We start from the raw sequence: 12,757 nt of genomic DNA on the forward strand, positions 1-12,757 counted from the left end.
CCACCGGAAAGGAGCGACCCGCGATGAAACAGGCATACACTCAATCCGTTGCCGAACTCTTGCGGCAGCTGGACGCTTCGGAACAGGGGCTTTCCACGCAGCAGGCAGAAGCGCGTCTGCAGCAATACGGCCCCAATAAGCTGCGCGGTGTGCCCAAACCCACACTGATGCAGCGGTTTGCGGCGCAGCTCAAGGACCCCATGCTGCTGATCCTGCTGGCGGCGGCGGTGGTCTCGGGCGTGACGGATTTCCTCGCTGGAGAAAATTTTGCAGAAGCGGCAATCATCCTCATTGTGGTACTGCTCAATGCGGTGCTTGGTGTGGTGCAGGAGAGTAAGGCCGAGGCGGCCATCGAAGCACTGCAGACCATGACGGCAGCCACCTGCAAGGTGCTGCGGGACGGGCATCAGAGGGTGCTGCACAGCGAGGAGCTGGTCCCTGGCGATGTGGTCGTGCTGGAAGCGGGGGACAGTGTCCCGGCGGATGGACGTCTGCTGGAGAGCGCCAGCCTCAAGATTGAGGAGGCAGCGCTGACAGGAGAGAGCGTGCCGGTTACCAAGGCGGTGCAGTTGCTGGGGTTGGCGCCCGGGCAGGGGGAAGTGCCGTTGGCAGACCGCAAAAATATGTGCTATATGGGTTCAACGGTGGTCTACGGCCGGGGGCGGGCAGTCATCACAGCTACCGGTATGCAGACCGAGATGGGCAAGATTGCGGGGGCACTCTCCGGAACCGGGGAAGAACAGACCCCGCTGCAGCGTCGGCTGGATGAACTGGGGCGCACTCTTTCCAAGCTGGTGCTTGCCATCTGCGTATTCATCTTTGTGTTTGACCTGGTTGTTGCGGGCTCCTTCACGCTGCAAAGCGTGCTCTCCACCTTTATGGTGGCGGTCTCGCTGGCGGTGGCAGCCATCCCGGAAGGCCTGGCCACTGTGGTGACGGTGGTCCTCTCCATCGGAGTCACCAACATGAGCCGCCGTAAGGCGGTCATCCGGCGGCTGACGGCGGTGGAGACGCTGGGCTGTACCCAGGTCATCTGTACCGATAAAACCGGTACGCTGACGCAGAACCGGATGACGGTGGTGGAACACCAGGGAGATATAGTTCCGCTGGCCACGGCGATGGCTCTTTGCAGTGATGCGGCTCTGAACGACGATGGCCGTGCCGAGGGCGAACCCACCGAGGCGGCTCTGGTGGACTTCGCCGCTGCAGAAGGATTGCCCAAGGACAGGCTGGAGGCAGCACAGCCCCGGGTAGGGGAAGCTCCCTTTGACTCCGGGCGCAAGATGATGTCTACCATACACCGGGGGGCAGACGGCTTTATCCAGTACACCAAGGGGGCGCCCGACGTAGTGCTGGATCGCTGCACGGCCTACCGGGAAAACGGTACGGTCTATACCATGACGCCCGAAAAACGCCGGGAGTTTCTGGAAAAAAATAAAGCGATGGCAGACCGGGCGCTGCGGGTGCTGGCGGCGGCAGAACGGCACTGGGGGCAGAAGCCGGCGTCCGAGGCTCCGGAAATGCTGGAACAGGACCTATGCTTCCTGGGACTGACCGGTATGATCGACCCGGTGAGGCCGGAGGTCATGGATGCCATCGCGGAATGCCGCCGGGCGGGGATCCGTCCCGTGATGATTACCGGTGACCATAAGGACACCGCTGTGGCCATCGCCCGCCAGCTGCAGATTCTGGACGATGCCTCCCAGGCAGTGACCGGCGCGGAACTGGATACCCTCTCCGACGAGGAGCTGGCGCAAGCCGTGACCTGCTACACCGTCTATGCCCGGGTGCAGCCGGAACATAAAACCCGTATTGTGGCTGCCTGGCGCCGCCGCGGTGCCGTGACGGCCATGTCGGGAGACGGGGTCAACGACGCTCCCTCCCTGAAGATGGCGGATATCGGCATCGGCATGGGTGTCACCGGCACCGATGTGACCAAAAATGTGGCCGATATGGTGTTGGCGGATGACAATTTCGCCACCATTGTGGCGGCGGTAGAGGAAGGCCGCCGCATCTACGACAACATCCGCAAGTCCATCCAGTTCCTGCTGGCGTCCAACATGAGCGAAGTGCTGGGGGTGTTCGGGGCCACCCTGCTGGGCTTTACGCTGCTCAACCCGGTGCATCTCCTCTTCATCAACCTGATCACCGACTGTTTCCCGGCACTGGCACTGGGCATGGAACCCGGTGAGCCGGACACTATGTCCCGGCCACCCCGCCGTACTTCCGACGGCATCTTCGCCGGTGGGCTGGGAACGGATATTGCCTACCAGGGCGTTCTCATTGCGGGAATCACCATGCTGTCCTATATTCTGGGCCACTGCATCGAGGCAGGAGCGCTGGAAATGCCCCGGGACGTCAGTCCCGACGGTATGACCATGGCGTTCCTGACCATGAGCATGTGCGAAATCTTCCACAGTTTCAATCTGCGCAGCCAGCGCAAGAGTGTATTCTCTCTGCATACCCATAACTTTATGCTGTGGGGAGCGATGCTGGGCAGTTTGCTGCTGACCACCGCCGTGCTGGAAATCCCGGTGCTGGCCAGGATGTTCGGCTTTACGCCGGTATCGCTGCCGGAATACCTGTTGGCCCTGGCCCTGGCGGTGCTGGTGATTCCCATTGTGGAACTGGTCAAGTGGATCCAGCGCCGCCGCGCGGCCTGATAAAAAAGCGGCACCCGTTTAGGGCGCCGCTTTGGTGTTTTTATAAAGGATCAGGGGTCACGGCAGGAAGTTGGCTGCCACCGGGGCCAGCACTGCGGTCAGCACACCGGCCACCGCGATGGCCAGTCCGCTGATGGCGCCTTCCACCTCGCCCATCTCCAGGGCCTTGCTGGTGCCCACCGCATGGGCGGAGGTGCCCAGAGCCAACCCCTTGGCGATGGGGTGGGTGATATGACAAACTTTGCAGACGGTCTCCGCCAGCAGGCTGCCGGCGATGCCGGTCAGGATGATGACGGCGCCCGCCAGAGCGGCCGTGCCGCCCAGTGTTGCGGCAATATCCATACCGATGGCGGTCGTCACCGACTTGGGCAGAAGTGTAACGGCGTTGGCATGGGCCATTTTCAGTACGTGAGCCATGACCAGGACGCTGCCCAGGCTGGTGATGACACCGGCCAGAATCGCCGCCAGGATGGCGCCCACGTTTTTCTCCAGCAGATCCCATTTCTCATACAGAGGAATAGCCAGGCTGACGGTGGCAGGGGCCAGCAGCCAGTTGACCGGGGCGGCGCTGGCACTGTAGTCGGCGTAAGGGATGGCAAAACAGCGCAGGAAAACGATCATGAAGATGCTGCCCATCAACAGGGGGTTAAAGATGGCCAGCCGGGTTTTGCGATTGATCAGAACACCAAGGGCATAGGCGGCCAGCGTGGCAAAAACGCCCCAGCTGCCGCAATTCTGCAGGAATTCACTCATGACTTTCCACCTCCTGGCCGGCAGTACAATGTTGGGCCACCAGACCGGTCACCGCCATGACCAAAGCTGTGATGGGAATGATGGCAATTACCACCGGCACAAAGACATCCGCCAACTGGCTGCCCAGTTCCATGACACCGCTGGCCGCCGGCACGAACAGCAGCGGGAAGATGCCGGTCAGGAACAGACCGGTCTCCCGTACCTGTTCCAGTCTGAGCAATCGGAGCTTCAGCGCGGCAACCATCAGCAGCAGGCCGTAGACGCTGGCCGGGATGGGCAGCGGCAGCACGGCAGCCAACGCTTCCCCCAGCAGGCAGAAGCCCACGATCCGGGCAAATTGAAACACGAACTTCATATACGATCCCTCTTTATGCTAGAATGCTGACTCATCATACCACTTCTTGTCAGATCATACAATTACCAGAACAAAATTTTGTGAAAAAATTCCTATACTTGTATTTTGCCGCGGAGTGTGGTATACTAACCCAAAACCAAGTTGGGAATGCGAAAAGAGGTTTTGACATGTCTTTGCTGAAGAAACTGGCCGGTCTGGCCGTGGGTGCCGCTGCTGTGGGCGCCGCTGTGTATGTGCTGCAGAAGCGCGAGCACGGCGAGGAGTACGAGCATATTGTGGGCCCGGCGGACGAGGTTGAAACCGACGCCGAGCCCGAAGACGATGCGTCTGCCGAGGCTGAACAGGCCCCTGCCGCCGCGTCCCCGGAGACTGATGCCGTATACCAGCCGCCCATGGCTGCCCATCCCGTGCAGACCGGCGACGATACCCCCAATGCAAACCCGGTGGAACTGGGTGCTGTGGAGGTCCCCAAGACGGCAGACGGTAAGTACGACGCTACCAAGATCGCGGATCCCGCGGACTTTGGCGATTGGGACGAACAGGGCTGCAAGGGTTGATAAACCGAACGCTTCAGGCGCATCTTTGTGAAGGCAAAGGTGCGCCTTTTGCATTATTTTGGATTCAATTGAATAAAAATGCGCTTTACAACTTTATTGCACTAAAGTATAATACACTTATATGTGCGAGAGGCAGGGAATTGACAATGGAAATCCAGCTGCAGAATTTTACCCCCGCGGAGCAGGCGACCTTCCGGCTGCGGGCTTTGTACGAGCAGGCGGGCTACCGCAAATACCGGTGCTCCCGGTTTGAGGAGTATGCGCTGTATCAGGAATACCGGCGATTTTTGCCGGATGCCCAGGTGGTGACCTTTACCGATCTGGACGGCAAACTGCGGGCCATCAAACCGGATGTGACGCTGTCCATCGCCAAGACAGCCCAGCCGGCGCCCGGTGAATGCAAACGCTTCTATTATAATGAGGAGGTCTGCCGTCCCAGCCGGGAAAGCCACACCTTCCAGACCATACACCAGATGGGACTGGAATGTATGGGCGCGGTGGATGCGGCGGCCCAGGCAGAGGTCGTGCGGCTGGCGCTGCAAAGTCTGGCGGCGCTGGAGGTCCCCACGGTGCTGGAGGTCAGCCACATGGGCTTTGTGACCGGCCTGCTGGATGCGCTGAAGGTGCCGGAGGAATCCCGCGGCCGGCTTCTGGAATTGCTCAACGAGAAAAATGCCCATGAATTGGATGCTGCTGCACGGGCCGCTGGATTGACCGAGGAGGGAGCCGAGGCGTTGTGCGGCTTGCTGCAGCTCCATGGCCCCTTGGGGGCTACGCTGACGGCTGCCCGGAATTGCTGCCGCAGTGATGCCCAGCGGGCGGCGCTGGAAGAACTGCAGGCGCTGCAGAACCGGTTGGGAGAAGACGGCCGCGGCACGATGCTGGACCTGAGCATGGCCGATGAGATGGAATATTACAATGGCCTGGTCTTTACCGGTTATGTGGCCGGTGTGCCCCGTGCGGTGCTCAAGGGTGGCCGGTATGACTATCTGATGCAGCGTTTCACGCCGGGAGCCAACGCCATCGGTTTTGCCATCTATCTGGATGAGCTGGAACGGCTGACGGCACAGAGCGGGGAAGACCGGCCCGGCAGCGAAAAGGTCTGGCTCAACATTGCGCTGCCCAAGGGCCGCCTGGGCGATAAGGCCTATAAACTGTTGGCGGAGGCAGGCTACCGTGCCAATGAGGATTACAACGACACCCGCAAGCTGGTGGTGGAAAACCCCGAGGCCGGGGTGCGGTACTTCCTCGTCAAACCCAGCGACGTGGCCATCTATGTGGAGCATGGCGCGGCGGATATTGGTATCGTAGGCAAAGACATCCTGGCCGAATCCGATGCCGACGTCTACGAACTGCTGGATACCGGCATGGGCAAATGCCGGATGTGCGTGGCAGGCCCCAAAGACTTTGCAGATGACGAGAGCCGGGCGCTGCGGGTGGCCACCAAGTTTGTAAACATCGCCCGGGACCATTACGAGCGTTGCGGCCGGGATATTGACATCATCAAACTCAACGGTTCCATCGAGCTGGCACCAATTCTGGGGCTGTCCGACGTCATCGTGGATATCGTGGAGACCGGCACTACCCTGCGGGAAAACAATCTGGCCGTCATCGAGGAATTCATGCCCATTTCCGCCCGGTTTATTGCCAACAAAGCCAGCTATAAGTTCAAATATCAGCAGATGAGCACACTGCTCAACAAGATGAAGGAGGCTCTTGCCCAATGATCCGCCTGTATGATTTTGACAAAGTCAAACCTGAGGAAATTCTCAACCGCGACATCCGTGCCGAAGCGGACGTGGAGGCCACGGTGGATGCCATCATTGCCGATGTGCGCGCCCGGGGGGACGCTGCCCTGATCGAGTATGCGGCCAAGTTCGACCATGCGGAGCTGCAGTCGGTGCAGGTCACCCAGCAGGAGATTGACGAGGCTTTCGCGGAACTGGACGCCCAGGATCCCGAATTCATCACGACCCTGAAAATGGCGGCGGAGAATATCCGGCATTTCCATGAGCAGCAGCTTCACAAGAACTTTATCCTGACCGACAAGCCCGGCGTGGTGCTGGGACAGAAATACACCCCCATCCAGCGGGCGGGCGTCTATGTGCCGGGGGGCACGGCGGCCTATCCTTCCACCGTGCTGATGGATGTGATCCCTGCCAAAGTGGCAGGCGTCAAACAGATCGTCATGACCACGCCGGCGGGCCCCGGCGGCAAGGTGAACCCCGGCATTCTGGCGGCGGCGGTCATCGCAGGCATCGATAAGATCTTCAAGAGCGGCGGAGCCCAGGCGGTGGCGGCCCTGGCTTACGGCACTGAGAGCGTGCCCGCTGTGGATAAGATCGTTGGCCCCGGCAATATCTATGTGGCCACGGCCAAACGGAAGGTTTTTGGCAAGGTGGGCATCGATATGATCGCCGGCCCGTCGGAGATCCTGGTGCTGGCGGACGGCAGCTGCAACCCGGCCTGGGTGGCGGCGGACATGCTCAGCCAGGCAGAACATGACAAACTGGCCACACCGGTGCTGGTCACCGACAGTTGGGAGCTGGCCAAGGCGGTCCAGGCGGAACTGGAAGTTCAGATCCCGCAGCTGGCCCGCGCAGCCATTGCCCGGGCCAGCGTGGACACCAACGGCAAGATCATCGTCACCGATGATATGAACAAGGCCATCGAGGCGGTCAACATCATCGCGCCGGAGCATCTGGAAATCTGTGTGGACGATCCTTTTGCAGTACTGGGCCGCATCGAAAACGCCGGCAGCATCTTCCTGGGCAAGAATGTGCCGGAAGCGCTGGGCGACTACTTTGCCGGTCCCAACCACACGCTGCCTACCAGTGGTACGGCCCGGTTCAGCAGCCCCCTGGGGGTGGATGATTTCGTGAAGAAGTCCAGCTTCATCTATTATACCCGGGAGGCGCTGGGCCAGGTGGAAAAGCGCATCGCCAACTTTGCGGAGCACGAGGGGCTGCACGCCCACGCCAAAAGTGTGACCATCCGATTTGAGGACCAGTGAGCGGGAGGCGAAAAGGATGAGCCGTTATTTTACCAAAACGCTGGCCGCGCTGGAACCCTATACCCCCGGCGAGCAGCTTAAAATGGACAACCTCGTCAAGCTCAACGCCAATGAAAATCCCTATCCGCCGGCGCCCGGCGTGGCGGCGGCGGTGGCGGCGGCAGTGCCGGGGCTTCGGTTGTATTCCGATCTGACCAACGCCGAACTCAACCGGGCCATTGCCGGGCACTGGGGTGTCCAGCCGGAAAATGTCCTATGCGGCAACGGCAGCGACGAAAACCTGTTGTTGGCGCTGCGGGCTTTCTGCGACGAGGAGACCCCGCTGGCCTTCGCCGACATTACCTACAGTTTTTACCCGGTTCTGTGTGATCTGCTGCATATTCCGCAGCATGTCATTCCTCTGGAGGATGACTTTACCATCGACCTGCACCAATACCACGGACTGCACGAGACCATCGTGATCGCCAATCCCAACGCGCCTACCAGTCTGCTGGCGCCGGTGGATGCCATCGAGGAGGTACTGCGCACCAATCCGGACAACATCGTCATTGTGGACGAGACCTACATAGAATTCGCCCCGGCGGGCTCCACCTGCCTGCCGCTGCTGGCAAAATACGATAATCTGGTTATCACCCATACCTTCTCCAAAACCCACAACCTGGCGGGGGCCCGGCTGGGCTTCTGTCTGGCCCGGCCGGAACTCATCGCCGATATGAACCGGGTCAAGTTCAGCTACAGTCCCTATAACGTCAATTCTCTGACCCAGGCGGCAGGTACTGCGGCTATCCGGGACGAAGCGTACTTCCGCCAGGTCACTCAAAAAGTCCTGGCCACCCGCGCCGATACCACCGAAAAGCTGCGGGTACGGGGCTTTACCGTGCTGGATTCTGCCACCAATTTCCTGTTTGTCACCACCGACCGGATGCCCTGCCGGGAAATTTTTGAGAAACTGCGGGAACGGGGCATCCTGATCCGTTATTTCAGCGCTCCGCGCATCGACAACTGGCTGCGCATCACCATCGGCACGCCGGAACAGATGGAGCGCTTCTTCGCGGCGCTGGATGAAATCCTGCCCCGGAGCTGAGATGTAGAAGAGGAGGGAAAGTCATGATTGCCATTGTGGATTACGGCGTGGGCAACCTGTTCAGCCTGTCGTCCAGCGTACAGAGTCTGGGGGCCGAGGTGCGCGTCACCGGCAAAGCAGAGGACCTGCGTGCGGCCAGTCACATCCTGCTGCCCGGCGTAGGGGCCTTTGCCGATGCCATGGCCAAGCTGGAGGCCACCGGCCTGGTTCCGGTTCTGAAAGAAGAGGTACAGCACAAGCCGCTGCTGGGCATCTGCCTGGGCATGCAGCTGCTCTTTGAAAAGAGTTACGAATACGGCGAACATGCCGGCCTGGGACTGATTCCCGGTTCGGTCTGCCCGCTGGCCGACGATCTGAAAGACCCGAGTTTGAAGGTGCCGCACATCGGCTGGAACGCGCTGGACATTGTACCGGGCCGGGAAAACGATCCGCTGTTCCGGTATGTGAAAAACGGGGAGTACGTCTACTACGTCCACAGCTACTACGCCAAGGACTGCGCGGCCTCCACCCTGGCCACCAGCGAGTACAGCATTCCCGTTACGGGTGCGGTGCGCAGCGGCCATGTATACGGCACCCAGTTCCACCCCGAAAAATCCGGCGACACCGGCCTGCGCCTGCTCAAGGCGTTTGCAGAACTGTAAGGAGGGGACGGTATGAAACTCTATCCCGCCATTGATCTGCGCGGCGGTCAGGCCGTGCGGCTCTATCAGGGTGATTACGATCAGATGACCGTTTACAACGCGGATCCGGTGGCCCAGGCCCGGTCCTTCATCGAAGCCGGCGCCCAGTACCTCCATGTGGTGGATCTGGACGGCGCCAAGGACGATACCACCGCCAACCTGCAGACCATTGCGGCCATTGCCGGACAGGGCGGCCTCCGGATCGAGGTGGGCGGCGGTATCCGGGACGAGGAACGCATCCGGCGCTATCTGGATCTCGGCGTCGATCGCTGCATCCTCGGAACCATTGCGGTCAAGGATTTTGCCTTCACCGAAAGGATGGCCCGGATCTACGGCTCCCGCATTGCCGTGGGGGTGGACATGAAACAGGGATATGTGGCGGTCAACGGCTGGAAGGAAGTCACCCCCGAGCCGGGTGTGGATTTCTGCCGCCGCTGCGCCGATGCCGGCGTGAAGGCCATCATCGCCACCGATATCTCCCGGGACGGCACCATGCAGGGGACCAACCTGGATCTTTACCGGGAACTGCTGACGATCCCCGGCATCGAAGTCACGGCCTCCGGCGGCATCGCCCGCATGGAGGAACTGGCCGAACTGCAGGCCATGGGCTGCCATGCGGCCATTTTGGGAAAATCCATCTACACAGGCGCCATCGACCTGGCTGAGGCCGTGCGCCGCTATCAGGACTGAGGAGGGCGCAGCATGATTACCAAACGCATCATTCCCTGTCTGGACGTCAAAAACGGCCGTGTGGTCAAGGGGGTCAACTTTGAGGGGCTGCAGGATATGGCCGACCCCGTGGAGATGGCCCGGTATTACAACGAATCCGGCGCTGACGAACTGGTGTTTTACGACATCACCGCCAGCGTGGAGGGGCGCACCCTCTTTACCGATATTCTGCGCCGGGTGGCCAGCCAGATCTTTATCCCGCTGACGGTGGGCGGCGGCATCCGCACGCTGGAGGATTTTGACCGGGTCCTCAAATGCGGCGCCGACAAGGTCAGCGTCAACTCCGGTGCTATCGCCAACCCCGGGATCATCCCCGCAGCGGCTCAGAAGTACGGCAATCAGTGCGTGGTACTCTCGGCAGACATCAAACGGGTGGACGGCCGATTCATGCTCTTTGCCAAGGGCGGCCGGGAAAATACCGGCATCGATGCCCTGGACTGGCTGGAGCAGGGGGTGAAGAACGGCGCCGGGGAACTGGTGGTCAACTCCATCGATACCGACGGCGTCAAGAACGGCTTTGACCTGGAACTGCTGGATGCGGTGGCGGCCCGCTGTGCGGTGCCCATCATCGCCTCGGGCGGTGCAGGCCGCAAGGAGGATTTCCTGGAGCTGTTCCGCAATCACCCGGCGGTGGATGCGGGGCTGGCAGCCTCCATCTTCCACACCAAGCAGGTGGAAATCCGGGATCTCAAAGGCTATCTGCGCGAAAACGGTGTGGAAATGCGGCTTTGACCCCTTGCCAAACGCGGCGAAAACAGGTACACTATACATATATTTTCGTTGGGCGGGCAGTGCCATGAGTGCGGCCCGCACCAACCGTTATTGAGCAGGAGGTTTCTCAAGATGGAAATCACCCAGAATTCCCAATCGCTCCACTTCAATTCCCACGGGCTGATTCCGGCCATCGTGCAGGATCACTATACCAAAGAGGTGCTGACTCTCGCCTATATGAATGCCGAGACGCTGGCGCTGACCATCGCGGAGGGCCGCACGGTGTTCTGGTCCCGCAGCCGTCAGGAGATCTGGCGCAAGGGCGAGACGTCCGGCAACGTGCAGCGGGTCGTCTCCATCACGGCGGACTGCGACAAGGATGCCCTGGTCATCGACGTCATCAAGTCCGGTCCGGCCTGCCATACCGGCGCCGAGAGCTGCTTCTTCAATCCCGTCTATGTGTCGGATGAACTGAAGCAGTTCACCTGGCAGGGGCTGTATGAACTGATCGAGGGGCGCAAGACCGACCCGAAAGAGGGCAGCTACACCAGCTACCTTTTTGACAAGGGCCTGGAAAAGATCCTCAAGAAGGTGGGCGAGGAATCCACCGAAGTCATCATTGCCGGTGCCAAGCGCGACAAAGAGGAGACCATCTTCGAGATCAGTGACCTGGCCTATCACGTGATGGTGCTGATGATCGAACTGGGCATCTCGGTGGAGGATATCACCAAGGAGCTGGAAAAGCGGCATGTCATCGACCACAAAGTAAAGCAGGAAAGGATGCAGTAATATGGCGGGCGAATACCTGAAAAGTTCCGTCCACGTACATTCCAAACTGTGCGACGGCAAAAACACCTTAGAGGAACTGGCAGTCACGGCGTGGCGTGCCGGTCTGCAGACGCTGGGCTTCAGCGGCCACAGCCACACCCCGTGCGATCTGGAGTACTGCATGACCCAGAGCCGCACGGCGCTCTACAAGGCGCAGATCGCCAAGCTCAAGGAGCGCTACGCCGGCAAGCTGGATATCCTCTGCGGACTGGAGTGGGACCTCTTCAGCGACGATAACCCGGCGGATTATGATTACTTTATCGGCAGCTGCCACTACGTCCAGGGTCCCAAGACCGGCAAGTATTACGAGATCGACTGGCGGGAAAGCGACCTGGCCGCCTGCATCGCCGATGACTTTGACGGCGATGGCCTGGCAGTGGTGGAAGCCTACTTTGCCAATGTGGCCAAGGTGGCGGAGAAGAAGCCCACCATCCTGGGCCACTTCGACCTGATCAAAAAGATCAACGGCGACGGCAAGTTCTTCGATGAGCATGACCCGCGCTACAAGGCGGCGGCGGACAGCGCCCTGATGGTGGCGGCCCGCAACCGCTGCGTGTTGGAAGTCAACACCTCGGCGGTCTTCCGCGGCTTCCGCAAGGACTTCTTCCCCTCGGATGAGATCCTCAAGGACTGGCTGGCTCTTTCCGGCAACGTGGTTATCACGGCGGATGCCCACGACGCCAAGGCGCTGACCTTCGGCTACGAGGAAGCAGCGGCCAAGCTCAAGGAACTGGGCTACTCCAAGGTTCAGGTCCTGGGCAAGGATGGCTTCAAAGTCTGCCCGCTGTAACATACGTTCAAAACGAAACACCCCGCATGGATATTTTCCATGCGGGGTGTTTTTGTGTCAGAGCGCCATTTCCTGCCCGTCCAGCACGGCCCGGGTCAGAGAGTCGCCGTTGTAGGTAAGTTCCAGATGAAAAAAAGGGGCCTCTTCGGCCAGCAACCGGAAAAACAGTTTGTCGCCCGGCCAGATGGGCAGATCTGGTACCGCTTCTTTGGGGACCCATTCCAGCGTGCCTTCATTGCAGTCAATCATGCAGCCGGTAAATTCCGTACAGGTGTAGAGATGCATCCGCTCGGCGGGCCAGGGGGAACAGTAAAAGTCCACGATACCGCGATACTGCGGGTTCTGCATCGTCAGACCTGTTTCTTCCCGGACCTCCCGCAGCGCGCAGGTAAGGGCATCCTCTCCGGGCTCAAACTTGCCGCCGACGCCGATCCACTTGTCATGGTTGACATCTTTTTTCTTCTTTACGCGATGGAGCATCAGGTAACAGTCGTTGTGTTCCAGATAGCAAAGGGTGGTCTGCAAAAGATCCATACACAGTCTCCTATACATAAATCGGGTTTTTTAGCAGATACTACCATAAAATCATCCCGG

At 60.1% G+C, this 12,757-nt stretch carries 13 protein-coding genes; 10 read left to right on the forward strand and 3 right to left on the reverse strand.

What is annotated here, in order from left to right; all coding sequences use genetic code 11:
• The first annotated feature begins 23 nt into the window (after positions 1–23).
• Positions 24–2,663 carry a cation-translocating P-type ATPase gene (locus NQ490_RS12080; RefSeq protein WP_007046057.1) on the forward strand — a complete coding sequence of 880 codons (2,640 nt, stop codon included), beginning with the start codon at positions 24–26 and terminating at the stop codon, positions 2,661–2,663.
• A gap of 57 nt (positions 2,664–2,720) precedes the next feature.
• Here NQ490_RS12080 and NQ490_RS12085 read toward each other — a convergent pair whose 3' ends face one another.
• Both NQ490_RS12085 and NQ490_RS12090 read right to left on the reverse strand, forming a co-directional pair.
• Complete coding sequence (locus tag NQ490_RS12085) at positions 2,721–3,416, reverse strand: LrgB family protein (RefSeq protein WP_007046058.1); 696 nt, start codon at positions 3,414–3,416, stop codon at positions 2,721–2,723.
• Positions 3,409–3,771: a CidA/LrgA family protein gene (locus NQ490_RS12090; RefSeq protein ID WP_007046059.1), complete on the reverse strand. Its 363-nt coding sequence runs from the start codon at positions 3,769–3,771 to the stop codon at positions 3,409–3,411. The genes NQ490_RS12085 and NQ490_RS12090 overlap by 8 nt, the downstream gene beginning before the upstream one ends.
• Before the next feature lie 167 nt (positions 3,772–3,938).
• Here NQ490_RS12090 and NQ490_RS12095 point away from each other — a divergent pair, with 167 nt between their 5' ends.
• From NQ490_RS12095 to NQ490_RS12135, 9 genes are all read left to right on the forward strand, one after another.
• The gene (locus tag NQ490_RS12095; protein WP_050764665.1) at positions 3,939–4,328 is read left to right on the forward strand and encodes a hypothetical protein; all 390 of its coding nucleotides are present in this window, start codon (positions 3,939–3,941) and stop codon (positions 4,326–4,328) included.
• A gap of 146 nt (positions 4,329–4,474) precedes the next feature.
• Entirely contained in the window at positions 4,475–6,055 is a 1,581-nt protein-coding gene (hisG, locus tag NQ490_RS12100) for an ATP phosphoribosyltransferase (protein ID WP_007046061.1), read from the forward strand.
• Positions 6,052–7,341, forward strand: a complete 1,290-nt coding sequence (hisD, locus tag NQ490_RS12105) for a histidinol dehydrogenase (protein ID WP_007046062.1) — start codon at positions 6,052–6,054, stop codon at positions 7,339–7,341. The genes hisG and hisD overlap by 4 nt, the downstream gene beginning before the upstream one ends.
• 16 nt (positions 7,342–7,357) lie before the next feature.
• A complete protein-coding gene (gene hisC / locus NQ490_RS12110; protein ID WP_007046063.1) occupies positions 7,358–8,425 on the forward strand; it encodes a histidinol-phosphate transaminase in 1,068 nt (355 codons plus the stop codon).
• Positions 8,426–8,448: 23 nt separating this feature from the next.
• The gene (hisH, locus tag NQ490_RS12115) at positions 8,449–9,066 is read left to right on the forward strand and encodes an imidazole glycerol phosphate synthase subunit HisH (protein ID WP_007046064.1); all 618 of its coding nucleotides are present in this window, start codon (positions 8,449–8,451) and stop codon (positions 9,064–9,066) included.
• Positions 9,067–9,078: 12 nt separating this feature from the next.
• Positions 9,079–9,795, forward strand: coding sequence for a 1-(5-phosphoribosyl)-5-[(5-phosphoribosylamino)methylideneamino]imidazole-4-carboxamide isomerase (gene hisA / locus NQ490_RS12120; protein ID WP_007046065.1), 717 nt, complete (start codon positions 9,079–9,081; stop codon positions 9,793–9,795).
• 12 nt (positions 9,796–9,807) lie between these two features.
• On the forward strand, positions 9,808–10,566 hold the full coding sequence (gene hisF, locus NQ490_RS12125) for an imidazole glycerol phosphate synthase subunit HisF (RefSeq protein WP_007046066.1): 759 nt from the start codon (positions 9,808–9,810) through the stop codon (positions 10,564–10,566).
• Between the two features lie 111 nt (positions 10,567–10,677).
• Complete coding sequence (gene hisIE, locus NQ490_RS12130; protein ID WP_007046067.1) at positions 10,678–11,334, forward strand: bifunctional phosphoribosyl-AMP cyclohydrolase/phosphoribosyl-ATP diphosphatase HisIE; 657 nt, start codon at positions 10,678–10,680, stop codon at positions 11,332–11,334.
• Between the two features lies 1 nt (position 11,335).
• Positions 11,336–12,163: a histidinol-phosphatase HisJ family protein gene (locus NQ490_RS12135; RefSeq protein WP_007046068.1), complete on the forward strand. Its 828-nt coding sequence runs from the start codon at positions 11,336–11,338 to the stop codon at positions 12,161–12,163.
• A 57-nt stretch (positions 12,164–12,220) separates the two neighbouring features.
• On the opposite strand, the gene NQ490_RS12140 is transcribed toward NQ490_RS12135, so the two are convergent.
• The gene (locus tag NQ490_RS12140; protein ID WP_007046069.1) at positions 12,221–12,697 is read right to left on the reverse strand and encodes an NUDIX hydrolase; all 477 of its coding nucleotides are present in this window, start codon (positions 12,695–12,697) and stop codon (positions 12,221–12,223) included.
• Positions 12,698–12,757: the final 60 nt, after the last annotated feature.

The sequence above is a fragment of the Subdoligranulum variabile genome (assembly GCF_025152575.1).
In the GTDB taxonomy this organism is placed as follows: domain Bacteria; phylum Bacillota; class Clostridia; order Oscillospirales; family Ruminococcaceae; genus Gemmiger; species Gemmiger variabilis.